This window comes from Marinobacter segnicrescens, assembly GCF_900111555.1.
Taxonomy (GTDB): Bacteria; Pseudomonadota; Gammaproteobacteria; order Pseudomonadales; family Oleiphilaceae; genus Marinobacter; species Marinobacter segnicrescens.
The window spans coordinates 526,523-550,305 of sequence record NZ_FOHZ01000001.1 but is presented as its reverse complement, the minus strand read 5'-3'; the positions used below and the strand labels follow the sequence as shown (position 1 = coordinate 550,305).

Below are 23,783 nucleotides of genomic sequence, written 5' to 3'. Positions count from 1 at the left end.
CCTGGCTTCGGGTTATTGTTGGGGGGACTCAGGAACTTTCTGCTGCGACGTATCCTTTGAACTGCTCCCGTAGCTTCGTTTTGAGCAGTTTGCCGGTGGCGGTGTGGGGTAGCTCGTCGACGAACGCGATGTCATCCGGCAGCCACCACTTGGCGACCCGTTCACCAAGGAATTGCATCAGGTCGTCGGAGGTAACCGTGGCGCCTTCTTTTGCAACCACGATCAGCAACGGCCGCTCCTGCCAGGTCGGGTGGTGGATGCCGATGACAGCGGCTTCGGCCACGTCAGGATGTGATACCGCCTGGTTCTCAAGCTCCATGGTGGAGATCCACTCGCCGCCAGACTTGATGACGTCCTTGGAACGGTCAACCAGTTGCAGGTAGCCATTGCTGTCGATGGTTGCGATATCGCCGGTCGGGAAGTATCCATCGGCGTCGAGTTGGTCACTGTTGTCTTTCTTGAAATAGCCTGCGGCAATCCATGGGCCCCGTATCATCAGGTTGCCGACGGACTCGCCATCCCAGGGTTGCTCGTTGCCTTCGTCATCGGTGATCTTGGACTCGACGCCCCAGATGCCGCGCCCCTGCTTGGACTTGATGGCAAAGCGCTCGTCCTTGGAGAGGTTTTTGTGCTTGGGTAGCAGGTCGCCGTTCACAAATCCGAGGGGGCTGGTCTCGGTCATGCCCCAGCCCTGCATGACGTCAATACCATTATCTTCGAACCGCTCGATCATGCTCCTGGGTGGCGCAGCCCCGCCGATGCTGACTTTTCTGAGGGGCAGTTTTGACAGGTCCAGCCCGGGCTTTGAATCAATGTACTGCAGGAACATCAGCCAGACGGTTGGCACACCCTGGGAGAAGGTGACACCTTCCGTGGCCATCAGGTCATACAGGTTTTCACCATCCAGCCGGGGTCCCGGCAGCACCACCTTCGCGCCGGTCATGGCGGCGGCGTAGGGTATGCCCCAGGCATTGGCGTGGAACATCGGAACGATCAGGAGCAGGCACTCGGATGCGCTGATGTTGGCGCCGTCCGGGGTTGCGGCCATGATGGTATGGAGGACGGTGGAGCGGTGGGAGTAGAGGACGCCCTTGGGGTTGCCGGTGGTGCCTGACGTGTAGCAAAGCGATGAAGCCGTTCTCTCGTCAAACAGTGGCCACTGGTAGTCGGGCTTTTCTGCCTGCACCAGTTCCTCGTAACAGTAGAGGTTTGGCAGGTCCATGTCCGGCATGGAGTCCTTGTCGGTCATGGCAATATAGAATTCAACGGACTTCAGCTTTGGCGCCAGTTTCTGGACCAGGTCGGTAAAGGCGATGTCGAACATCAGCACCCGGTCTTCTGCGTGGTTGATGATGTATTCAATCTGCTCCTCGAACAGTCGCGGGTTGATGGTGTGCAAAACCGCCCCGGAGCCGGAGACGCCGAAATAAAGCTCCATGTGCCGGTAGGTATTCCAGGCCAGGGTGCCGACCCGGTCCCCTTGCTCGATACCCAATTTTTCCAGTGCGTTGGCTACCTGTTTCGACCGGTTTCTCAGCTCAAGGTAATTGGTCCGGTGGATCGGACCTTCTACCGTTCGGGTGACAATTTCCGAGTCCGGATGAAACCGGGCGGCGTGCTCGATGAGGGAGGAAATCATCAGGGGATGCTCTTGCATGATGCCCAACATCGCGATCTTCCTTATTGTTGTTGGTGTTCCAGGGAATCGCGGCTCCTTCCTGTCGGGGGTGGCCGCGAATGCGTTGAAGCTAATAGTGAGCTTGGTTGCTACTTAAACAACGTAGAAGTGGCCGGGAAATCCGGCCATCGTCGGAATGGACGAATTATGATCAGGGGCAAGGAGGTGCCGGGAGAGAAAGGCGTACTAAATAAGAAGGTTTTCAGCCTGGAACATTGGCCATGGTTGCCTGCATCAAGGCAACGGTTTTTACACTGTCGCCGGAGTAGGCAAGAACCTCGCCCCGGCAAACCGACAGCATCCGGCCAGCGGTTTCCAGCCTGCCAATGGCGACGAAGCGCTCACCGACGGCGGGTCTGACAAAGTTGGTCTTGAATTCAACGGACACCACGGTATGTCCCTCCGGTGCCCGGGTCAGGGCGGCATAGCCGCAGGCGGTATCCACAAGACTGGTGACAACGCCGGCATGCAGGTAGCCAAGCCCCTGGGTAAGGTCTGGCGAGAAGGGCAACTCTATCTGGACTTCACCGTCGGTAATGGACAGCAATCGGGCCCCCAGGGTTTTCATCAGGCCCCGGGCGTGGAAGCTGGATTCAAGTCGGTTCTGGAGATCGTTCATGGGATGTTTTCGGGTCAGGTGTCAGGGTTGTGTTGAAGGTCCAGGCACAGGGCCAGGATGGTACGGCCCAGGTGCTGTGACGTTCTGCTGTAAAGAGCGCTAGCTCGCCTTACGCTGGTTTCGCAGCATCTGGGCTTCTTCCAGGGGCAGCCACTGTATGTTGAGCTGATTTTTCTCGATGTTCACGACGCCCTGGCAGAGGTTGGCCTGGTGCTGACTGGCCCGGTGGCTGATCAGGTCATCCAGGAGTTCCAGCAGTGCCGATTTGAACCCGGATTCCTGGAGTCTGCGCTGGTCCTTTTGGGACAATTGCCAGGTAGCATGGCTCAGGCGTTCACCCTCGTCAGCAAAGAAAATCACATCTCCTGTGACCGGGGTATTCCCCAGATACTGGCTCGCCAGTTGTGCCAGCCTCTCCTGATCCACGGACGGTGTATAAGACATTTCTGTACTCCTGATGCTGCAATTACCTGAGCGCCCATGTCCACCGGGTTTCCGGTTGACTGCGGGTTTTGCCTTCCCCGCTATGGTCGCATGCATGCTCTGGATAGGGAACTAATAAACAGGATATCCGCATCCCGGAGGTCAGCGCAATAAAATTGACCGATCGTTTGGTGGGTACTAGGTTGAGTCTTGTAGCTCGAAACAACAATCACAAAAACCGGGAGATCATCATGAGCGGTATAAGAACGACAAAAACGTTTCTAATCGGCTCTCTGGCCGCAACCTCGATCCTTTCATCAGTCAGTGTCGGTGCAGAAACATTAAAATACACAACGGGTTACCCGCCCAATACTACTGCTGCGATTGCCGCCGAGGATTACGCCAGCTATCTGGATGAGCTATCCGGTGGTTCCCTTACGGCGAAGGTGTATGCCGGGTCTTTGCTTTCCTTTGCCGAGACACCCTCCGGCATCGCCCATGGTATGGCAGATAGCGGTCTGCTTTTCCTCTCTTATTCACTCGCTGAGTTCCCATACTCCAATATGGTCGCAGAGCTCACCATGATGCTCGAAACGACTGGCGTATCTCCGGAAAAAGCTGGCCTGGCCTATGCGGGAGCTATGTCGGAGTTCATTTTCTCAGACTGTCCCGAATGTACGGAAGAATTTGTTGAGCAGAATCAGGTTTTCCTTGGCGGGGCAAGCAGCCCTCCCTATTGGCTGCTTTGTACCACGCCAGTGACTGACATGGACGATATGCAAGGCAAGCGTTTAAGGGCGGGAGGGGCCCAGTGGTCACGATGGGCGGAAGCCATGGGCGCAACACCTATATCTGTTTCGGCAGCAGAAACCTATGAGGCCCTGAGTCAGGGGGTTATCGATTGCACGATGATCGTTACCACAGATCTTTCGGTCTGGAAGCTGGATGAAGTGGTCACGGATATTACCGTCCAGGTGCCTGGCGGCGTTTATGGTGGTTCTGCCATTAACAATACCAACCTGGATGTGTGGAAAAAACTTTCGGTAGATCAGCGAAAGGCGTTGGTGAAGGCATCGGCCATGCTGTCTGCGGAAGCGACCTGGGGGTATGTGCAAGAAGGCCTGAATAACCTGGAAACCGCACGGTCCAGTGAAGATATTCAGGTCCACGAGCCTTCTGATGCCCTGGTTAAAAGGTCAATGGAGTTTATTGCGAATGATATCGAGGCGGTGGCGGCCAGTTATGAAGAGCGTTTTGGTATCGAAAATGCCCACGAACGGATCTCAGGATTCAGGGAAATGCTGAACCGCTGGTCGGACCTGGTCGAGGACGTTGATGATGCGGATGAGCTGGCTGACCTTTACTGGAGGGAGGCCTTCTCAAAGGTTGATGTGGAGCATTATGGTCTTTAGTAACCCATGATCGATAACGAGCTTTGACTCCGGGATTATGACAAGGATGTCGCAGGGCCCGGTGACCGTCACAGTGGTGCTTTGACTATGAAGGTTCAGGGGGAAAGAAGGTGACAGAACAACAATTCGAGCAGCGGTTCTGGCAGAAATTGTATGACCCGGGCCAGCCTGGAGAAATACACCAGGAATACGGAGATATGTTGTCGGTATTCCGGGATGCGGTGCGACAGCGCCCGGACATGCCGGCTATTTTGTACTTTGACGGTAGCTTGTCGTTCAGTGAGGTCGACAAACTTTCGGATCAAATGGCCAGGGCATTTATCAACAACGGACTTGGCGCCGGTGACCGGTTACTGATGGTGATGCAGAACGTGCCGCAGTTTGTGCTGGTACTGATCGCTGCGTGGAAGGTCGGAGCGATCGTGGTGCCTGCAAACCCCATGTACAAGTCGAAAGAGTTCGAATTTGTCCTGGAGGATTGTGAACCGACCATTGTTGTCCTGCAGGATGAGTTTTACCACGCTGTTGGCAAGGACGTTACCGAAAACCACGGGGTGGGAAAGGTTTATGTCACCTCGGAGGCGTTTTTCCAGGGCGAGAACGACCCGAGGGTATTCGGTGATACGGCCTCCGGTGCAGAGTGCCCGGAATTTATGGAGGAAGTTTCGTCGTTACCGGCAGGCGACATCCCCGTTATTGAGCGGACGAATACGGACACAGCAACGATCGTCTATACCTCTGGCACGACCGGCAAGCCCAAAGGCGCCATGCACTCCCACGGCAACCTGTCTTTCAACGCCCAGGTATCCCGGGAATGGCTCAGAATGGCGCCCGGGGAGCCTAACCTGGCCATCGCGCCCCTGTTTCATATTACTGGCCTTGTGGGCAACCTTTGTTCCGCGCTGTTGGCCGGGTCGCCCCTGGTCCTGTACCGGCGATTCGTGCCCGACATGGTGCTGGACGAGATCAGAAGGCACAAACCGGTGTTTACGGTGGCGCCAATTACCGCATTGATTGCCCTGATGAATGTTCCCGGCGTGAAGCCCGGTGATTTCGAGAGTTTCAGGCTGGTTCTTTCCGGCGGGGCGCCGGTACCTCCCGCGGTGCGGGATGCCTTGCGGGAAAAGCTTGGCATCATTGTGCGCAATGCCTACGGGATGACGGAAACCAGCGCAACGGTGACCGTGACGCCCCTCCAGTACGAGGGGCCGGTCGACCCGAAATACGGCGCCCTGTCGATCGGTGTTCCGGTGTTCAATACCGATATCCGGATCGTGGACGACCAGGGCAAGGAAGTACCTGCAGGAGAGGAGGGTGAGCTGCTGATAAAAGGGCCCCAGGTCATCTCCGGTTACTGGCGGAGGCCTGAAGATCAGTCCATTGTTGATGGGTGGATTGCGACGGGCGACATAGCCACTGTCGACAAGGACGGCTGGGTTTACCTGATTGACCGCAAGAAGGACATGATCATTGCCTCCGGTTACAAGGTCTGGCCCAGGGATGTGGAGGATGTGCTTTACACACATCCGCAGGTTCGCGAAGTCGCCGTAGTGCCGGCCAGGGATGATTACCGGGGTGAGACTGTGAGAGCCGTCGTCAGCCTGACCGAGGGCGCAACGGTGACGTCGGACGAACTGATCGACTATTGCAAGGAGCGCCTGGCGGCCTATAAGTACCCCAGAATCGTCGACATTATTGAGGACCTTCCAAAAACCCCGACCGGGAAGATTTTGCGGCGGGCCTTGAAAGAGACCTGAATCAGCTATCTGTCGAAAATCGGAGATATCCCATCCATGTCAGACATAGATCTGTCGGTCGCCGAGCATGTGGCTACCATTACCCTGAGTCGTCCGCCTGTGAACGCGCTGACTCTCGGCATGATGCAGGCGTTGGTCGAGGCCCTGAAAGCAGCCGATGCCAATGAGGAGGTACGAGCGGTCATCCTGACCGGTCAGGGCCGGTGTTTCTCGGCAGGGGTTGATTTGCGTGAGCAGCTGGCGGCGCTTGAAAGTGATACGCCCGGGCCGACCAGTGTTGGCCTGGATATGTACGATGCCCTCCTGAACAGTCGCAAACCCTCCATTGCCGCCATCAATGGTCCCGCGCTGGGCGCGGGTCTTGGTATCGCGTCGAGCTGTTGCATTCTGGTTGCCAGCGATAATACCTATGTCGGTATTCCGGAAGTCAACGTGGGCATGCTCGGTGGTGCCCGCCATGCCATGCGCCTGCTAGGCCACTCCACGGTTAATCGAATGCTACTCACTGGTCACCAGCTGGATGCCCGTGAGCTTTTCCATCGCCGGGTTATCGAAGCCTGCCTTCCACAGGAGGAATTGATGCCCTATGCACGGACCATTGCCAGGGAAATAGCGAAAAAAGATCCCGCCGCGGTTCAGATGGCCCGGAAGAGCCTGGCGGATGTAGAGCAGATGGGGGTGCTGGAAGGTTATGGCCTGGAGATGGGTCTGGCGACGGAGTTGGGCAAAACTGAAAATGCCCGTGGCGCCATGAGGGCGTTCCTGAATCGATGATAGCCGTTCTCCTGGCGATGCTGCGAGTGGCGGAATGAGCAGACTGACTCAGGGTGCGTCTCTGACCGTTGGGCTACCGTGATTTTGCGTTTGATTGGCTGGGGGGCCACTATGAAAATCGGGTTTTCTGGTTGTTCCCTGTCACAGTGCAAACGAGGAGGTTGGTATGACTTATACCCTGGATCGCACAATCCGCGATGCGGACTTTGAAACTGTTGACGAACGCACGCGCAAGGCGTTGGCAGACAAAGGCTTTGGTGTGCTGACCGAAATTGACGTCAAGGCAACCATGAAGAAGAAGCTGGACAAGGACATGGCCGGCTACCGCATTCTGGGAGCCTGTAACCCCGGCATGGCCTGGGAGGCCATCGGCGCTGAACCAAAAGTCGGGGCCATGTTGCCATGCAACGTCATTCTGCGTGAGACGGACGATGGCATTGAGGTCAGTGCCATTGATCCGGTCGAGTCCATGATGGCTGTCGACAACGATGAGCTCAAGCAGATTGCCGGCAAGGTCCGGGATATGCTGGCTGAGGCAGTTCAGGCCATTTGATTAGCCAGGGGGTCAAATGTGTTCCCGGCGAAGCGATGGATAACACTTTGCGTTGTGGGAACCATGGATTCCCGGCGAAGGGATACGTATAGTTGGGTCCGCACCAATATGGTTTCATTTTGAAACAACAATAAAGGAGCTCCCCCAATGAAAAAGTATCCCCTTGCTGCGGCTATCGGTCTGATGGCCATGGGTTCTGTGGCTGTCCAGGCTGCGGAGCTGCGGTTCGCCTCGGGTTATCCGCAGGGCAGTATCACCAGTGATGCCCTGGGCGTGTTTGAAGAGCGCCTGGACGAGCTGTCCGGTGGCGATGTCAGCGTTCGTGTATTCGAGCTGTCGCTGCTGAACCTGCGGGAAACCCCGGCTGGCATCCGCGACGGCATGGCAGATATGGGCGTGGTACTCACGCCGTACTTCCCGGCGGATTTTCCCCACACCAACATGGTGGCGGAAGTGTCCATGTCCATTGAGCTGACCGAGCGTGGCTCATCCCAGGCGGGTCTGGTGTATACCGGTGCCATGTCCGAATTCATCTTCAGCGAATGCACCGAGTGCCGTGACGAGTTTGCCGCCCAGAACCAGCTGTTCCTGGGTAGCGCTGCCACACCGCCTTACTCCCTGTTGTGCCGTGAGAAGGTGGACAGCCTTGAGGCCCTGGAAGGCAAGAACCTGCGTACGTCCGGTGCCCAGTGGGCACGTTGGGCCGAGTCTGTGGGCGCCAACCCTATCACCATGTCTGTTAACGAGATCTATGAAGGTCTGAGTCAGGGTGTGGTGGATTGCTCGGTTCAGTCCACCTCGGAATTGTCCGTCTTCAACCTGTTTGAAGTGGTGGACGACATCACTGTGAACTACCCCAGCGGTACCTTCAGTGGTGTGGGCTCAGCCAACATCAATCTGGACAGCTGGCGCTCCCTGAACGAAGAGCAACGCCAGGCGCTGCTGGAAGCCACATCGGTTCTGTCTGCCGAGTTCAGCTGGGGCTACGAGAAGGGCGCCGTAGACAACGAGCGCACCGCCGAGGAACAGGGCATTGGCCTGACCCAGCCCTCGGAAGCCATGGTTGAGAAGAACCGTGAGTTTATCCGTGAAGACCTGAAGACCATCGCCTCCGCCTACGAGGAGCGCTACGGTATCCAGAATGCTGACGAGAAGATCGAGCGCTTCCGTGAGCTGCTGGGAGAATGGCGCGAGCGTATTGATGGCGTCGAAAGCAGCGAAGAGCTGGCGGACCTCTACTGGGAGCACGTGTTCTCGAAGGTCGACGTTTCTCAGTACGGCCAGTAATCCCTTTCAGGACGATTTGACCGGGCCAGGGACGGCCTGCCTGATCTCTTCCTGTCCATTGCGCTATTCTCCCGAATAGCCTGGCGGCTTCCTGAAGCCGGCCAGTCCCTCTGCTTCAAGCAGCCGTGCGAATCCCAGTGTTGTCAGATCCCTGCCCGGTGCACCGATCACCTGGATGCTATATGGCAGTCCCGCGTTGGTCACTCCAATCGGAACGGAGGTGGCAGGCAGCCCCAGCAACGTGGCGAGGGCAATCCAGCAGAACTGGTCGTAGTAGGGGCGGTTCTCGCCGTTGACCCGGATCTGCCGGCGATAGGGCGGGTCACTCTGGTCGTGGCGGATGGCCGTGACCGGGTTTACCGGCGTCAGCATGACATCCACTTCCCGGAAAATGTCCTCTACCTGTTCCCGCATTTTCTCCCGGGTTTCGTTCCAGTGCATCCAGTGGCCGATGCTCTGGCTGGTGCCTCGGGCGAATTCCGCCATGCCGCAGGTCATGGGTGTTACCCGGCGCAGGGGCTTTTCGGCCAAGGCAAAGAGTTTGAGGCGCCGCTTCTGGCGGCTGGTCATGCCGCTACCCAACAGGCTGCCCAGCAGGTTGAAGTAGGCCGGCATGATGTGGGCCAGAGATAACAGCGGATGGGCCAGGTCCGTCACCAGGGCGCCACCGGCGGCCAGGGTATCGGCCAGTTTCCGATAGGAGTTAGTCAGTTCGTGGTCTACGGGGCACTCCGGGTCGTCCAGCCACAGGCCAATACGGGCTTCGGCCAGGGTTTCAACAGCTGCCGGCTCCATACTCAGTTGCCAGCTGCGGGCCAGTTGGGGGCGCGGGCCGGCAATCACTTTTAACAGGGTTTCCAGGTCCTCCGCCGACCGGGCCATGGGCCCGCCTTCTGCCAGGTCCGGCTGGCTGATGGTGCCCGGCGGGCCAGGGATATGGCCGCGGAAGGAAATCAGCGTGCGGCTGGGCTTGTGCCCGAATACGCCACAGAAGTGGGCCGGGGTGCGGATGGAACCGGCCAGGTCGCTGCCCACTTCCAGTGGTGTCATGCCACTGGCCAGGGCCGCGGCGGAACCACCGGAAGACCCGCCGGGGGTGTGGTCCCGGTTCCAGGGGTTATAGCTGGTACCGTAAACCCGGTTGTAGGTCTGTATGTCGGAGGCGTAGTAAGGCACATTGGTCTTGCCGATGATAATGGCGCCAGCGTCCTGGAGCCGCCGGATTACATCCGCCGGCTGCTCTGGCCGGTATCCGGACAGCACCGGAGCGCCTGCGCAACAGCCCAGGCCGGGTACTTCCCAGGTGTCCTTCACTGTCATGGGCAAGCCATGGAGGGGGCCGCAGGGTTCACCTGCCTGGCGTTTACGGTCGGCTTCCCTGGCGAGGCCAAGGGCCCTTTCCTGGTCCAGGTCGATGACGGCGTTGAGGGCCGGGTTATGTCGTTCAATTCGTTGGAGCAGGGAGCGGGTGATCGCTTCACTGGTCAGGTCGCCTGCCTCCAGTAATTGCATTAGCCCGAAAGCGGTAAGGTAATGCAGCGATTGATCCATGTACGTCTCCCGGATAAGGCATCGGCCCTGACAGGGTCAGAGTTCCTCGCGCCACCGTTTGTGGTGAACCTGGTCCTTTATAGCGTCAATGATCTCCAGCGTCAGGTTGATCAGTACCTCATTGTCCTGGCGACGGGACACTTCGGGTTCTCTGGTGGCGTCGAAGGTCCTGGGGTGTGGCATGAATACATCCACCAGGTCGGCAATGAAGTCGTGGTTGCGACTGCTGGAAAGGTCTTCCATCACCTGGTTGATGATATTGGCGGTGATGTCGCCGATGGCTTCCTCCAGCGTGCCCCGTACCTGGTTACCGAAGATGGGCAGCAGCTTGAGGCGCGAGAGTTCCGGGTTCTGACGGATGGCGTCGCTGATGCGGTCCTCCATATATCCGCGCAGGGCGTCCCGGTTGGGCACATAGCCCTGGTTGGCCATGTCAGCCACCCGGTCCGATATCCAGCCCACCAGGACGTCCCGGCGGGGCAGGATGATGTCATGTGAGATGCGGTCCAGCAGCGGGGAACCCCGGCGTACTTCCTCCTGCATGCCTGACAGTACCTTCAATACGATGCGGTCGGACAACTCTTCCATGAAGGCTTCATAGTAAAACGCGAGGAACTGGTACAGCCGCGTCTTCGTAAAGTCGATAACGCCGTAGCGGTGCAGGCGGTAGATAATGCTGATCACCCGCAACACCCGCAGGAAGCGCATGCCACTGGTCGGTATACAGCCAAGCAGGTCGTACCAGTGGATAAACGGATAGAAATACCACCGCTGATAAAGCCCGATGCGTATGGCGTAGAGCCAGCGCACGAAGAACTCTGTCAGAAAGATGCTGACGAAGATCAGGTCGTAGAAGATGAAATTGCGGTGTACCGGGTGATAGGCATTGTAGAATGCCGGCAGGGATTGCTGGAAAAAGTCCTGGATGGCCGCGAAGCTGTATATGGAATCGAAGATAATCAGTGCCAGGTTGAGGATCAGCAGACCCAGCATCAGAAAGTCGACGACAAACCAGACGGTCTGATGGCTTTTCTTGAGATTCTCCCTGTTGATGGTGAACATCCGCTGGCAACAACTCCCCTGACGCCTGGTTGAATGGAGACGTGTCCGGCAACGACCCCGGCGATCAGTATTTGCCGCCGATTCATGGTGTTGTCAGACGCTTTCCAACAGACTAGCGTATTTGGACGTCCACGACGAACTCCTGACAGGGCAGCCATTTGCCGGGGAAGAACCACAGGCGTCGTTAAACCGGAGCCGGATTTGCGAACCAATTACACATCAGGACGATTCTCCCTCGGCGCTGTGGCGTCGCTGGTGCTGGCACTGGCGCCTTTGGCAAACGCCAACCAGCTTGATATCCGGATTGAAGGGGATTACCCGGAGCTTTTGCAGAACGCCCGCGCTTTCGTCGGCGAGGTGGAGAACCGCAGCCGTCCGTCATTGCGCCGCTACGGTCGCACCGCGGAAGACCAGGTCCGTGAAGCCCTGCGCGCCCTGGGGTACTACAGTCCGTCTATTACCCGCCGGATTCAGGACGGTGACCCGCCGGTACTGATTCTGGAAGTGGTGCCCGGTGAGCCGGTGCGTGTTGCCTCCCGTGAAGTGACGATTTCCGGTCCTGCGTCCGAGGACCCGGACTTCAGCGCCAACCTACCGGAGCAACCAGCACAGGGCGATATACTGAATCATGGCCAGTACGAAACCCTGCGCCAGGTGATCAGCAGCCGCGCCTCACGTCTTGGTTATTTTGACGGTGAGTTCGAGCAACGCACGCTCAGAGTCAATCCGGAGACCCGCGAGGCCGACATCGTGCTGCACTTTGTCAGCGGCGATCGCTATCGCATGGGTCAGGTCAGCTTCAACGAAGACCACGTGTTCGACCAGTCCCTGCTGCGGCGGTTTGTGCAGATTGAGCCGGGTACTCCCTATCATGCTGACAAGGTGGCCGAACTGAGCTCAGACCTGTCCAACAGCGGCTATTTCGAGCAGGTACTGGTGACGGCACCGCCCTCGGAGGCAGAAGACGGCGTTATCCCGGTGACTGCCCGGGTCAGTGAGCGTGATCCCCGCTCGGTGGCTGCCGGTGTTGGCTTCTCCACGGATGTCGGCCCCCGTTTCCGGGGCACCTGGACTGAGCACTGGGTGAACGAATGGGGCCATCGCCGTGGCGCGGAGACCGAATTATCGGCGCCACGCCAGAACATCACTGGCTGGTATGAGTTGCCACTCGATCCGCCGATGACCGATTCCATACGCCTCTCGGCCGGTTACCAGCGGGAGGATATCGAGGATGTGCAGTCAGACCGGTTCACTGTCGGCCAGCAGTGGCGCCACCGGATGGATAATGGCTGGACGCGTGTACTTTCCATGCGCTGGGAGAATGAGCGGTTTGATATCGGCAACGCAGAGTCCGGCAATACCCGGTTATTGCTGCCAGGCATTGCCTTCTCCAAACGCCATGCCGATTCCCCCATCGATCCTTCCCGGGGATACAGGCTGCAGTTTGATGTGACCGGCGGCTTGCGGGACGCTTTCTCGACGGTTGATGTGCTGCATGTGAACTCCGAGGCTCGGGGGCTGATAACCCTGGCAGACAATCACCGCTTCCTGACCCGGTTCCAGCTGGCCGGCGTGGCCACCAACCGGTTCTCTGACGTGCCGCCGTCGCTGCGGTTCTTCGCTGGCGGTGACCAGAGTGTTCGGGGTTACGGTTACGAGACCCTGTCGCCGGAAGACAGTGAGGGCAACGCCGTGGGCGGTCGCTATCAGGTAGTAGGCAGTGTGGAGTATCAGTACGAGGTGGCGGATAACTGGCGCGTGGCCGCGTTTGTGGATGAGGGCAATGCCATTGATAACCTGAACGACCCCCTCGCCACCGGCGCCGGCATAGGCGTGCGCTGGATCAGCCCGGTTGGGCCGATCCGCTTCGATGTGGCCAGGGGTCTTGATGATCAGTTTGGCGGCGGCTGGCGCCTGCACTTCTCCATGGGGCCAGAGCTATGAGCCGGGCGACCCGTTTGTTGACCAGTCTGTTCAAGTGGCTGCTGATCACCCTGGTGATCTTGCTGTTGTTGTTGGTAATCGTGGTTGGCGCAATGCTGGCGGCCTTGCGGTCGGAGACTGGCACTGCCTGGGTGCTGGAGCAGATTCCGGGACTGACAACGGAACAGGCGAGGGGCTCTTTGCTGGGGCAGTGGCAGGCAGCGCAACTTTCCTGGAATGGGTATGGTGTGCAGGTGCATGCCGAGGAGCCTGTCATCGACTGGTCGCCCACCTGCCTGTTCCGCAAAACCTTCTGCCTTGATCGCCTGGAAGTGGCGTCACTGGACGTTACCCGGATGCCCGATAGTACCGTGCAAGAGGACCAGGCCTCGGGGCCGGTGCAACTGCCCGAGGTCAACCTGCCGGTTAACCTGGATATCGGGTCGGTGGACGTTGGCAGGTTCCGTTTCAACGACACCCTGATCTGGGATCGCCTCAGGCTGCAGGGCGGCGGTGGCGGTGCCGACTTTCATATCCGCGAACTCAGCCTGGTCCGGGAAGACGTGACGCTGGCGCTTGACGGTCGCCTGGAAACCCGTGGCGACTGGCCCCTCGCCGTACAGGTGGACCTCAGCCTGCCGCCACCCCGGGGCGAGCAGTGGCGTATCGTCGGCCAGTTCCGTGGCAGTGTGCGTGATTTACGGGCGGAACTGGTGTCCAGTGGCTATCTCGACGGACAACTACAGGCCGAGCTGGCGCCGCTGGCGCCGGACCTTCCCGCCAGTGCCCAGTTCCGATCCGAGGCTTTCCTGGCCCTGGACACGCTGCCAGAAACCCTGACCCTGCAGGAGTGGCGGGTCGATGCCCGGGGCAACCTGGCGGGTGGCTATCGCGTCAATACCCGGGCGCAGCTTCCGGGGCAGCGGGGACCGGTGGACCTTGAGCTGTCTGCCCTGGTGACCGCCCAGGAGGCCAGTGACGTGCAACTGAACCTGACCGGCCCGTCCGCCGGGGGTGATGGCCAGGCCGAGCTGAACCTGGATGGTGCCGTCCATTGGGCAGATGAACTGTCCGTCCGCGCCAATGTGGACATGGGGGCCTTTGCCTGGTTCGACCTGTTACCGGATATGACGCCGCCCCCGGTCACCATTACCGCCCTGCAGGCAAGCGGTGAGTACCGCAACGGTGAATACAGTGCCACCGTGGACCTGGACGCGTCCGGTCCCATGGGCGACGCTACCCTCGACAGTCGCGTGCAGGGTGACCTTGAAAAGGTACGGCTGGACGAGCTGACCATGACCACGGGTGGCGGTCGTCTTCAGGGGCAGGCGGACGTCGGCTTTGCCCAGGCGCTGAGCTGGCAGGGCGAGTTCGTGCTGGAGGAGTTTGATCCAGGCTACTGGGTGCCACAGGCGTCGGCCAGCATCAACGGTACTGTTACCTCCCGGGGCCAGCTGGACGATGAAGGTCAGCCGGAGTTTACCGCCACCTGGGACCTGGACGGCCAGTGGCAGGAGGCGCCGCTGACCAGCCGTGGCGAGCTCAGTGCTGCGGACCGGTTGTGGCAGGTATCTGACGTCATGGCTGCCATTGGGGCGAACCGGCTGTCGGTTTCCGGCGAGCTACGTGACCCGCTGGGAGATGCCCCGGCCATGGCCCTTGAAGGTTCGCTTGATCTGCCTGAGCCGGAAACCCTTCACCCGGAACTGGCCGGCAACCTGCGGGCGGAATTCGATCTGGAGGGACCGATGCTGGCCCCTGCCGGTACCCTGACGGCCTCGGGCGAAGGCCTGGCCTGGCAGGACCAGCTGAGCATCAGCAACCTGTCCCTGACCGCCCGCCTGGACGCGAACCAGGCCCTGGAGGCCCGCCTGGAGGCTGGCATGATTCAGGCCAGCGATCAGACCATCGAGCAGGTGCAGGCAGACCTGGCCGGCACCCTGGAAGACCATCGCCTGGAACTGGGTGTGCGGCATCCCCAGGCAGTTCTTGATATCACGCTGGCCGGCGGCTGGGTGACTGAGGACGGCGGCCAATGGAGCGGGCAGCTGGCGGATGGCCAGGTGCAGCTGTCGGAGCCGGATCAGACCTGGCAGCTTGAAGCCCCCGCGGACCTGGGCTGGCGCAACCAGACCCTGACCCTCGGGGCCCACTGCTGGCGCTGGCAGGACAGCACCCTGTGTGCTGGAGACCAGACCCTGTTACCCGATACCGCGCTGGACCTGGAAATCAGCAATCTTCCTGCCTCTGCCCTGTCACCCCTGTTGCCGGAAACCATTCGCTGGAAGGCTCGAATTGATGGTTCGCTGGTGTTGTCCCTGGGTGGCGAAGGCCCCACCGGCGACGTGCGGGTGTCCGCCGGCCCGGGTGAGGTGGACGTCGTGCTGGATGAAGACTGGGAGACACTCAGTTACCGGACCCTGACCCTGTCAGCGAATCTGACACCGCAGCAGGCGGATGTGGCACTGCGGCTGGACGGTGACAGCCTTGGGGCGCTGTCGGTGGACCTGACCGTTGATCCCAATGCCCCGGACCGACCGGCCAGCGGAACCTTCAGTCTTACCGGTTTTGACCTGGCGATGGTGGGCTCGTTGCTCAACATGGAGGAGGTCAGCGGCCTGGTGGAAGGTTCCGGGCGGCTGGACGGTCCCCTGCTCGCCCCCCGTGTGGACGGTGAGCTGGTGCTCTCTGATGGCCGTGTGATCGATCCCATGGTACCGATTCCCGTGTCTGACCTGAACCTGCGGCTGGCCTTTGCCGGCAAGCGGGCCACCCTGGAAGGCAACTGGCGAAGCAACGGTAGCGGCCGTGGCGAGATCGGTGGTGCGCTGGACTGGGAAGACGCACCGGTGCTGACGCTGGTACTCGAAGGTGACCAGCTGCCGCTCAATTACGAACCCTATGCACAGCTCAAGGTTTCGCCGGACCTGGAGCTGCGCTTTGTCGATGGCGACCTGACCATAGCGGGCCGGGTGGCGGTGCCCAGCGGTCAGATCGAAGTGCGGGGACTGCCGGAACAGGCCGTGGCGGTGTCTGGTGACGAAGTGATTGTCGGCCGGGAGCCGGAGCCGCCGCCGGTCCGGTCCATGAATATGGATGTCACCGTTGTGGTAGGGGAAGACCGGGTATCTTTTGAAGGATTCGGGGTTACTGGCAACCTTGAAGGCGAACTGCGCATTGGTAACAACATGGATACCCGCGGTGCGCTACAGCTGGTTAAAGGTCGTTACGAGGCCTTCGGCCAGGAGCTGGACCTGCGGCGGGCGCGGCTGGTGTTCGTGGGTTCGGTGGGCGAGCCCTACCTGGATATCGAGGCCGTACGGCGGGTCGACAATGTGGTGGCGGGTATCCGGCTCAGTGGATCCGCCCAGGAGCCACAAACGGAAGTGTTTTCGGAACCCCCCATGTCCCAGGACCAGGCGTTATCCTATGTCATTCTGGGGCGTCCCCTGCAAAGCCAGGGCGACCAGGGCCAGGTGAGCCGGGCGGCCCTTTCCCTGGGGCTCAACCGGGCCAGTGGTATTACCCGGGATATCGGTGAGGCGTTCGGCATACAGGACCTGACCCTGGAAGCGGAAGGCTCCGGGGAGGGCTCTGCCGTGGTTGCCAGCGGTTACCTCACAGAAGATCTCAGCCTTCGCTATGGTGTGGGCCTGTTCGAGCCCATTACCACGGTGGCCCTGCGGTATGACCTGGGACGTTATTTCTATGTGGAGGCGGCCAGCGGGCTGGCGTCGTCACTGGATATCTTCTACACCCGGGATTTCTGATGATCGCCTGCCCGCTACGCCTGCCTGTTGTTCAACTTATTCCATTGTGAACGTCGCCTGCACCGTGGCGGTGATTTCCCGGGGCCCCACCTCACTCACGGTGTCGGCCTTTGCGGATGCTTCTGCCATGCGCATCATCACCGGGCCGCTTCCTGAGGATTGCAGGTTCAGGGATTTCACTTCACCGCAGGTCATGTCCAGTTGTGCGGCGGCAAACCGGCAACGCTCCCTGGCATTGCGGATCGCAGCAGCCAGGGCGTCCCGCTGGAGTCTTTCCTCGTCAGAATGGAAGAACTGGTGCTGGCCCAGGCTGTAGTTCATTCCCAGGTTCTGGGCTTTCTCCAGTACCGGGTTGAGCAGGTCCAGGTCGTGGATCTCGAATGTGATGGTCTGGCTGGCCACGGCAATGGTTTGCGGCTCTTCGTCCTGGCTGTTTCCGTCCCGGACTGGCCGTGGTGGTTCCCGGCGCTGGTACAGGTGGGCTGAGGCGTCGCTGTAATCCACCAGTTCCCCCCGTATGTCTTCGATGGCGTCACGCCACTGTTCCATGGTGGACCGGACCTGCTCCAGCGCCTTGTCGGCGTCCGGGTGTTCTGCATTGATGGAGAAGCTGAGCCTGGCACTGTCCGGCATATAACGCACCTGGCCCTCACCACTCAGGCTGACTTCGGGAGTATCGGCAAGTGCTGCGCCGGCTGGTAGCATCAGGGCCAGCATTACCGGGCTGAAGATTCGACGAAAAGGGTGGTCACTCATGGTCTGTTCCTTCTGACGTTGGCGGCGGGCCTTCGGGTTCCGGGTATTCACCCCGGGTCAGGCGGGCCAGTTTCAGTTGTTCGGCGGTGCGTACAAAGTCCCGGAATATGCGTCGGTGTACGCCGTGGTAGAGCAGGTACTCCGGGTGCCACTGAACACCCATCAGCCACTGCCCGTGGGTATTCTCGATGGCCTGCACGAACAGGTCATTGTCCACGGCGCTGACCTTCAGTCCACTGCCCAGCCATTGGATGGCCTGGCTGTGGATGCGGTTGGCGCCGATTTTCCGGGTACCGGCAATACGCCCCAGTCGGGTAGGCTCCACGATGCCCACCGGTTGCAGGGGTAGTAACAGCGGTCGATGGCGGGTTTTAACCCGCAGTGGCGTCACATCCTGGCACAGGGAGCCGCCCCGGAAGACGTTGATCAGCTGCGCGCCCCGGCAGATACCCAGTACCGGCAGGTGCAGCCGCTCCGCTTCGGTCAGCAGGACCTGGTCGGTACTGTCCCGCAGCCGGTCATAGCGTGCATTGATGGTTGGCTGTTGGCCATAGAGTTCCGGATGGATATGACTGCCACCGGACAACACGATGCCATCAAGCAACGAGACATCGACCTTGCTACCGGGCCTGATGTAGTGGGTATGGGCTCCATAGAGCCTCAGCCCCAGGGCGATCAGACGATCGGCGGTACGTTTTCGGGACGGGCCGCTGATGCCGATGGTGAGGCCGGGTACTTCCTGTTCCGCGGCGTTATCGGTTTCAGACATAACCCCGGTTCTCCAGCCAGTGCTGGCAGCGGGTACGCCAGGTGCTGGTGAGGTTACGGAACGACAGGGTGCGGCTCTCCCGGAACAGGTCGTTCAGCTCCTGTTGATGTTCAGGGTTGGCGACGACCTGCTCCAGCACGACCCAGTCGTTCCAGACGGTGGAGAAGTGCCAGCGGGGGTTGTCGATGTCGCAGTCCGGGAGCCGGTAATGCAGGGTAGGGCGGGACTTGATGCGAGGGTCTTCCACATATTCTGCCAGCAGGTCCGCGTTGATATGGGCAAACAGTGGCAGCAGGTCGAGGGCCCGGTTGCGGGTAGGATTATCCTTCAGGTAATCCCGCATCAGGATTTCCATATCCGGCGAATAGCCTTCTGCGACCAGCTTGTCGACGTATTTGCTCGCCCAGGGTTCAATGTAGGTGGTTACCTTGCGACTGAAGTCCAGCTGGTGACGGCCCTTCAGCCAGTCATACAGTGCCGCGAATGTCTGCAGGTAGCGGCGCAGTGTGTCTGCGTCCAGCGCAGGCAATTCGGGATTCAGCTGCAGGCCGAAGGCATAGAGAATGGCCTCACGGCTGCCTACGGCCCCGGCTTCCCGGAGGTGATCCACCAGGGCCTCAATGGTCTCCAGTGCCTCGAACGGGATGGGGGGCGAGACGATTTCCAGTGGCACCAGCCGCTCAGCCGCATAGTCAATAACGTCCATGGCATGGCCGCCCAGCTCGCGCAGGGACTCCGGCACCCTGTGGTCCTGAAGGTCCAGGTCCTTGATCGGGTCAGAGTCCAGTTCGACTGTGAACTCCCCCAGCGGCGAATCAATCCGGCTGACGTAGCGGCTGGCGGTGCTGGCCTTGCCGCCCAGCAGGTCGGCCGTCAGCGCTACCAGTTTTTCGTAGCCCAGGCCCGATATCTCGATTTCCACGCCCACCCGACGTTTTTCACCCTCGTCGGTCGTTAGCACATCGGGCATCTGGCAGCGCTCTGGCATGTATTCTTACTCCCTGAAAGTGGCACCGGATTGAGGTCAGTACGTCAATGTAACAGCTTCCCGGCCCGCTGGAAAAAACCTTGGTAACAGTTCACCTGTGTACCGCAGGCAGTTGTGCGGGGGTAAAAGTCGTGTCGGGGTTTACACTGGATAGAATACTGTATAAAGTTGAGTTACTGTATATAACACCAGCACTAGCCACGAGGGCCACTGCTCATGAAACTCACTGCGAGACAAAGCCAGGTACTGGACATCATCCGTCGTCACGTGGATGAAACCGGGTATCCGCCCACCCGTGCGGAGATTGCCGAAGAGCTGGGCTTCCGTTCGGCCAATGCTGCCGAGGAGCATTTGCGGGCACTGGCTCGCAAGGGTGCCATCGAAATGGTGCCGGGTACCAGCCGTGGCATACGCCTGCCGGAAGAAGAGCAGGACCCGGGGCTCCCGGTCATCGGCCAGGTGGCGGCAGGTAGCCCCATCCTCGCCCAGGAGCACATCGAGGACTATTGCACCCTGCAGCCGGAGTTCTTCAACCCGTCTGCCGATTACCTGCTGCGGGTGCGGGGCATGAGTATGAAGGATATCGGAATACTCGATGGTGACCTGTTGGCAGTGCACCGTACCCAGGATGTCCACAACGGCCAGGTGGTAGTAGCCCGTGTTGGCGAGGAAGTCACGGTCAAACGTTACCGGCGGGAAGGCCCCCAGGTTTACCTGGTGGCGGAGAACGAAGAGTTTGAGCCGATTGTCGTCGACCTGCGGGAGCAGGAGCTGGTCATTGAGGGCCTCGGGGTTGGCGTGATTCGACAGTCCGACCTGCACCAGGTGCATTGATTGTTCAGGCTGGTGCCATCCGGTGTCAGCCCGCAGTATTCCGGGAGGAAGTCATGGAACAGCTGGGTTTGAGTGTAAACACAGAGTTGCTGCCGGTCGCCGAACCGGCACCGGAACCGCGTGGAAACGTGACCGAGGTGATTCTGCCGCCGGGGCAGGTAGAAAACTTCCAGTTGTTGTTGCCCATGCTGACCCAACTGAATCAGGAGCGGCGCTGGCTGGCCTGGATCGACCCGCCCCAGGAGCTGGTCAGCAAGTGGCAAACCATGCACGGGATTGTTGCCAGCGAGCTGCTGGTGCTGAGGTCAAGCCGCGACTATTCCGCCTTTGAGCTGGCAGAGAGGGCATTAGGGGCGGGTACCTGCCATGCGGTGGTAATGTGGACCACCCGGTTGTCGAATCGGGATTTCGGGGCGCTGGAGCAGGCATCTGCCCGCGGCCAGAGCCACGGGGTGATTCTGCGGTGCCGCTAATGACGCAACGTTGCCTGGTTTAGTGCAGGGTGTGGTGGGCGTGCAGCTCGAAATCCTCCGGGTCGGCATCTTCCCAGTCTACTGCATCGTTGATGTGGCTCACGGCCTGGATGCCGGCGTCGATCATGGCGCGGGCAACGGTCATGTCGCGGTTTTCCATCAGCTCACGGGCTTCCTGGGAAAACGAGATCTTCACCAGCGGGGCCGACTCATCGTCCACACGCTTGAGCGCATAGTCGCCGTCGCTCAGTTGTACAATTTCAAAGAATGAAGGTGACATAGAATCCTTACATCAAGCCCGGGCTGCTACCATTCAGCATGGCGCTCGCCCAGGTCTGTCATGAATGCTTTCATGGCTGCCAGGGTTTCCAGCAGGCCGTCCGCAGAGCGATCGGGCCCGGCAGCCGTCGATACAGCGATAATATTCTCTTCCGATACCGTTTTCTGCTGCCGCGGAGGCTCGCTCTGGGCGACCTCCAGCTGCTCCAGGTGGTTCAGCCAGCTACCCGGGGTGCGGGCCAGGTCAGTCAACAGCTCAGCGTCCGGCGTATCGGCGATGAGTGTGGTCAGCTCTTCCACGGTGGCTGGCGTCGCCCGGTTTTGCTGGTGATAGCGGGCTACCAGGGCAAACATCAGTTTGCGAGCCCGCAAAGCCAGCTCAATAGCCCCCTGCAACGTGGCTTCCCGATCAGCGGCGGAAGCCTGCTTACGGGACAGTCCGGCCAACTGGGTTGCCAGGTAGAGCTTCTGTGACACCAGTGTCTGCCACTGTGCTGACATGGCTGGCTGTACCTCGTCGGATGAATCGCTGATTAACGGGGTATCTTACCAGAATCTGTGTGCAATTTCTTCCGCTTTCTGGCGCTGGCACGCGGCTGCGTGTGGCATTGTTTCGCCTGGCCCCCATGGCCAGGCAGGGACTTTGTAGCGCCGTGGCCTGTATACTCGAACGAAGCTGCCTGAATTGGATAAGCCGTCGGCTTAACTCGGGCAACCCTGACAGTATACGGAGGCCTGGCATGACCAATGACGCCCATGAAGCCCTTGCAAGGCTGGATGAACGAATTGACCAGCTGCAACGGGCGCTGGAAGCCCGGGACTGGACGCGACTGGGTGAGCTCAACGCGGATGTCCGGACGCTGATTGACCCGGTGATGGATGCCATGGAGCAGAGACAGCTGGCGCCCACCGAGGTGCAGAAACGTTTGCGCACCCTGGAGCAGTTTGTGCAGCAGGCGGACTCAAAGGCACGCGAAGCCCGCGACGAAGCCAGGGAGGCGCTGGAGCAGGTAGGGCAGAACCGCAAGGCAGCCAGCACCTATGCCAGGGTGTCGGGGCGGGACCGTTCCTAGAGTCCGGGACACTAGCGTCCTGGACACTGGTAGATTGAGGGAGATTTCCGTCATATCAGGTCGCATCCTGCGATAACTGTGTGACCCGCGTCATAAAATTGACTCTCACCGATTAAACGTCTTAAATAGCGCTCAAACAATATCGCTGGACGGATCAGGGCTTCCCCGGGCCCGTGTCCGTTTTTCATGCTGTGCTGACCAAGAGATTCAATCTGAATGTCGATGACCGATACTGTGCTGGTGCTGAGCAGGGATGACTCACGGGCCAGGGATCTGAAAACCATACTGGAGTTCATTGGCAAGGAAACGGTACTGGACGACGGTGCATCCCGTGAACGGTTGGCAAGTAACGACGAGGCGGCCCTGGAAGAACTGGGCCTCGCTGTGATCAGTGCCGAGGATGACAGGGAACTGCGGGAGGACATCGAGCTGGTCTGTCACGCTGAGGCGGGGTTGCCCATACTGGTGGTCGGGGACCCGGATCTGGGCGGGCTGGACAAGGACTGCCAGGACCGCGTGCTCGCCCGGGTGGAGTGGCCCCCCAATTACACCAAGCTGATCGATTCACTGTACCGGGCTCAGATCTACCGGGACCAGCACACCCGCGCCCGGGGCCGGGGCCAGCAACGGGACATCATGCTGTTCCGCAGTTTGGTGGGTACCTCCCGCAGCGTAAAAGGCGTAAGGGAGTTGATGAGCCAGGTGGCAGACAAGGACGTGAGCGTACTGATTACCGGCGAGTCCGGTACCGGCAAGGAAGTGGTTGCCCGTAACCTCCATTACCATTCACCCCGGCGAGAGAAGCCCTTTGTACCGGTCAACTGCGGCGCCATTCCTGCGGAGCTGCTTGAGAGCGAGCTTTTCGGTCATGAAAAAGGTGCGTTCACCGGTGCCATTACCGCCAGGGTAGGTCGCTTCGAGCTGGCAGAGGGCGGTACCCTGTTTCTCGATGAAATCGGCGACATGCCACTCAATATGCAGGTCAAGATCCTGCGGGTGTTGCAGGAGCGTACCTTTGAACGGGTGGGCAGCAACAGGACCCAGAGCGCGGATGTACGGATTGTTGCGGCCACCCACAAGAACCTGGAGGACATGATCGAGAAAGGGGACTTCCGCGAAGACCTCTACTACCGCCTTAACGTATTCCCCATTGAAATGCCTGCCCTGCGCGAAAGGGTTGAAGACATTCCGTTGCTGATCAACGAATTGATTGCCCGCATGGAAAAGGAAAAGCGGGGTTCGTTGCGACTCAACTCCGCCGCCATCCTCAGTCTGTGCCGCCACGACTGGCCTGGCAATGTTCGTGAGCTGGCCAACCTGGTTGAACGTCTCGCGATCATGCACCCCTATGGGGTGATCGGCGTCCAGGAACTGCCCAAGAAGTTCCGCTATGTGGACGACTACGACGAAGACTTGCCCATCGACGAACAGGCCACACCGTCAGGCGGCATGCCCGGACTGGTCGGGTTGGATGCGCCGGCTTTGTTGCCGGTCAATGGCATCGACCTCAAGGACTACCTGTCGAACCTGGAAAAGCAGCTGATTCAGCAAGCGCTCGATGAGGCCAACGGTGTTGTGGCCCGGGCGGCAGAAAAACTGCGAATCCGCCGGACGACGCTGGTAGAAAAAGTGCGTAAATACGGTCTTCGCGACGAAGACGACAGCTGACGGATTTCTGTCAGCGCCGGCGGTCCGGGTCGGGTTTTTGCTTTTTGTGGTCTCCAATCGTTTGTAATTAAAGAAAAAAGACGTTCTGGCACGGGTCCTGCTAATACCCTTCTGAATCATTACATTATGGTCAG

The 23,783-nt window shown here is 59.7% G+C and carries 21 protein-coding genes; 11 read left to right on the top strand and 10 right to left on the bottom strand.

Going from position 1 to position 23,783, the window contains the following annotated elements:
* Nucleotides 1-28: 28 nt before the first annotated feature.
* The 3 genes from BM036_RS02475 to BM036_RS02465 form a co-directional block, all read right to left on the bottom strand.
* Nucleotides 29-1,669: a 3-(methylthio)propionyl-CoA ligase gene (locus BM036_RS02475; RefSeq protein WP_091848616.1), complete on the bottom strand. Its 1,641-nt coding sequence runs from the start codon at nt 1,667-1,669 to the stop codon at nt 29-31.
* A 211-nt stretch (nt 1,670-1,880) separates the two neighbouring features.
* Complete coding sequence (locus tag BM036_RS02470; protein WP_091848615.1) at nt 1,881-2,297, bottom strand: PaaI family thioesterase; 417 nt, start codon at nt 2,295-2,297, stop codon at nt 1,881-1,883.
* A 99-nt stretch (nt 2,298-2,396) separates the two neighbouring features.
* On the bottom strand, nt 2,397-2,741 hold the full coding sequence (locus BM036_RS02465; RefSeq protein WP_091848614.1) for a hypothetical protein: 345 nt from the start codon (nt 2,739-2,741) through the stop codon (nt 2,397-2,399).
* Nucleotides 2,742-2,971: 230 nt separating this feature from the next.
* Between BM036_RS02465 and BM036_RS02460 the strand changes: the two genes are divergently transcribed.
* From BM036_RS02460 to BM036_RS02440, 5 genes are all read left to right on the top strand, one after another.
* Complete coding sequence (locus tag BM036_RS02460) at nt 2,972-4,132, top strand: C4-dicarboxylate TRAP transporter substrate-binding protein (protein ID WP_091848613.1); 1,161 nt, start codon at nt 2,972-2,974, stop codon at nt 4,130-4,132.
* A 110-nt stretch (nt 4,133-4,242) separates the two neighbouring features.
* On the top strand, nt 4,243-5,889 hold the full coding sequence (locus BM036_RS02455) for a class I adenylate-forming enzyme family protein (protein WP_218144750.1): 1,647 nt from the start codon (nt 4,243-4,245) through the stop codon (nt 5,887-5,889).
* Between the two features lie 36 nt (nt 5,890-5,925).
* Nucleotides 5,926-6,663, top strand: a complete 738-nt coding sequence (locus BM036_RS02450) for an enoyl-CoA hydratase-related protein (protein WP_091848611.1) — start codon at nt 5,926-5,928, stop codon at nt 6,661-6,663.
* 166 nt (nt 6,664-6,829) lie between these two features.
* Nucleotides 6,830-7,216, top strand: coding sequence for a DUF302 domain-containing protein (locus BM036_RS02445; RefSeq protein ID WP_091848610.1), 387 nt, complete (start codon nt 6,830-6,832; stop codon nt 7,214-7,216).
* A 147-nt stretch (nt 7,217-7,363) separates the two neighbouring features.
* Nucleotides 7,364-8,503, top strand: coding sequence for a C4-dicarboxylate TRAP transporter substrate-binding protein (locus tag BM036_RS02440; protein ID WP_091848609.1), 1,140 nt, complete (start codon nt 7,364-7,366; stop codon nt 8,501-8,503).
* A 63-nt stretch (nt 8,504-8,566) separates the two neighbouring features.
* Here BM036_RS02440 and BM036_RS02435 read toward each other — a convergent pair whose 3' ends face one another.
* The gene (locus BM036_RS02435) at nt 8,567-10,054 is read right to left on the bottom strand and encodes an amidase family protein (RefSeq protein ID WP_091848608.1); all 1,488 of its coding nucleotides are present in this window, start codon (nt 10,052-10,054) and stop codon (nt 8,567-8,569) included.
* Between the two features lie 36 nt (nt 10,055-10,090).
* Nucleotides 10,091-11,116, bottom strand: coding sequence for a hypothetical protein (locus tag BM036_RS02430; RefSeq protein WP_091848607.1), 1,026 nt, complete (start codon nt 11,114-11,116; stop codon nt 10,091-10,093).
* A 201-nt stretch (nt 11,117-11,317) separates the two neighbouring features.
* Here BM036_RS02430 and BM036_RS02425 point away from each other — a divergent pair, with 201 nt between their 5' ends.
* A complete protein-coding gene (locus BM036_RS02425; protein WP_342714283.1) occupies nt 11,318-13,060 on the top strand; it encodes an autotransporter assembly complex protein TamA in 1,743 nt (580 codons plus the stop codon).
* A complete protein-coding gene (locus BM036_RS02420) occupies nt 13,057-16,809 on the top strand; it encodes a translocation/assembly module TamB domain-containing protein (protein WP_245742412.1) in 3,753 nt (1,250 codons plus the stop codon). Before BM036_RS02425 ends, BM036_RS02420 begins: the two co-directional genes overlap by 4 nt.
* Nucleotides 16,810-16,845: 36 nt before the next feature.
* Here the strand turns inward: BM036_RS02420 and BM036_RS02415 are convergent, their stop codons facing one another.
* Genes BM036_RS02415 through BM036_RS02405 form a run of 3 tightly spaced genes read right to left on the bottom strand, consistent with a single transcriptional unit; the run spans nt 16,846 to nt 19,322 of the window.
* Nucleotides 16,846-17,565 carry an SIMPL domain-containing protein gene (locus tag BM036_RS02415; RefSeq protein WP_245742410.1) on the bottom strand — a complete coding sequence of 240 codons (720 nt, stop codon included), beginning with the start codon at nt 17,563-17,565 and terminating at the stop codon, nt 16,846-16,848.
* Nucleotides 17,558-18,334 (bottom strand): gamma-glutamyl-gamma-aminobutyrate hydrolase family protein, encoded by a 777-nt coding sequence (locus tag BM036_RS02410; RefSeq protein ID WP_091848606.1) that lies wholly within the window; start codon nt 18,332-18,334, stop codon nt 17,558-17,560. The genes BM036_RS02415 and BM036_RS02410 overlap by 8 nt, the downstream gene beginning before the upstream one ends.
* On the bottom strand, nt 18,327-19,322 hold the full coding sequence (locus BM036_RS02405) for an amidoligase family protein (RefSeq protein WP_091848605.1): 996 nt from the start codon (nt 19,320-19,322) through the stop codon (nt 18,327-18,329). Before BM036_RS02405 ends, BM036_RS02410 begins: the two co-directional genes overlap by 8 nt.
* Nucleotides 19,323-19,538: 216 nt before the next feature.
* Between BM036_RS02405 and lexA the strand changes: the two genes are divergently transcribed.
* Both lexA and BM036_RS02395 read left to right on the top strand, forming a co-directional pair.
* Nucleotides 19,539-20,156, top strand: coding sequence for a transcriptional repressor LexA (gene lexA, locus BM036_RS02400; RefSeq protein ID WP_091848604.1), 618 nt, complete (start codon nt 19,539-19,541; stop codon nt 20,154-20,156).
* Nucleotides 20,157-20,209: 53 nt separating this feature from the next.
* Nucleotides 20,210-20,629 (top strand): cell division inhibitor SulA, encoded by a 420-nt coding sequence (locus BM036_RS02395; protein WP_091848697.1) that lies wholly within the window; start codon nt 20,210-20,212, stop codon nt 20,627-20,629.
* A gap of 19 nt (nt 20,630-20,648) precedes the next feature.
* Here the strand turns inward: BM036_RS02395 and BM036_RS02390 are convergent, their stop codons facing one another.
* Both BM036_RS02390 and BM036_RS02385 read right to left on the bottom strand, forming a co-directional pair.
* Nucleotides 20,649-20,909: a hypothetical protein gene (locus BM036_RS02390; RefSeq protein ID WP_091848603.1), complete on the bottom strand. Its 261-nt coding sequence runs from the start codon at nt 20,907-20,909 to the stop codon at nt 20,649-20,651.
* Nucleotides 20,910-20,935: 26 nt separating this feature from the next.
* Nucleotides 20,936-21,409, bottom strand: a complete 474-nt coding sequence (locus BM036_RS02385; RefSeq protein ID WP_091848602.1) for a DUF6586 family protein — start codon at nt 21,407-21,409, stop codon at nt 20,936-20,938.
* A gap of 239 nt (nt 21,410-21,648) precedes the next feature.
* Between BM036_RS02385 and BM036_RS02380 the strand changes: the two genes are divergently transcribed.
* Together BM036_RS02380 and BM036_RS02375 are read left to right on the top strand one after the other, a co-directional pair.
* On the top strand, nt 21,649-21,981 hold the full coding sequence (locus BM036_RS02380) for a hypothetical protein (protein ID WP_091848601.1): 333 nt from the start codon (nt 21,649-21,651) through the stop codon (nt 21,979-21,981).
* A gap of 216 nt (nt 21,982-22,197) precedes the next feature.
* Nucleotides 22,198-23,649: a sigma-54 dependent transcriptional regulator gene (locus tag BM036_RS02375; RefSeq protein ID WP_091848600.1), complete on the top strand. Its 1,452-nt coding sequence runs from the start codon at nt 22,198-22,200 to the stop codon at nt 23,647-23,649.
* Nucleotides 23,650-23,783 lie beyond the last annotated feature (134 nt).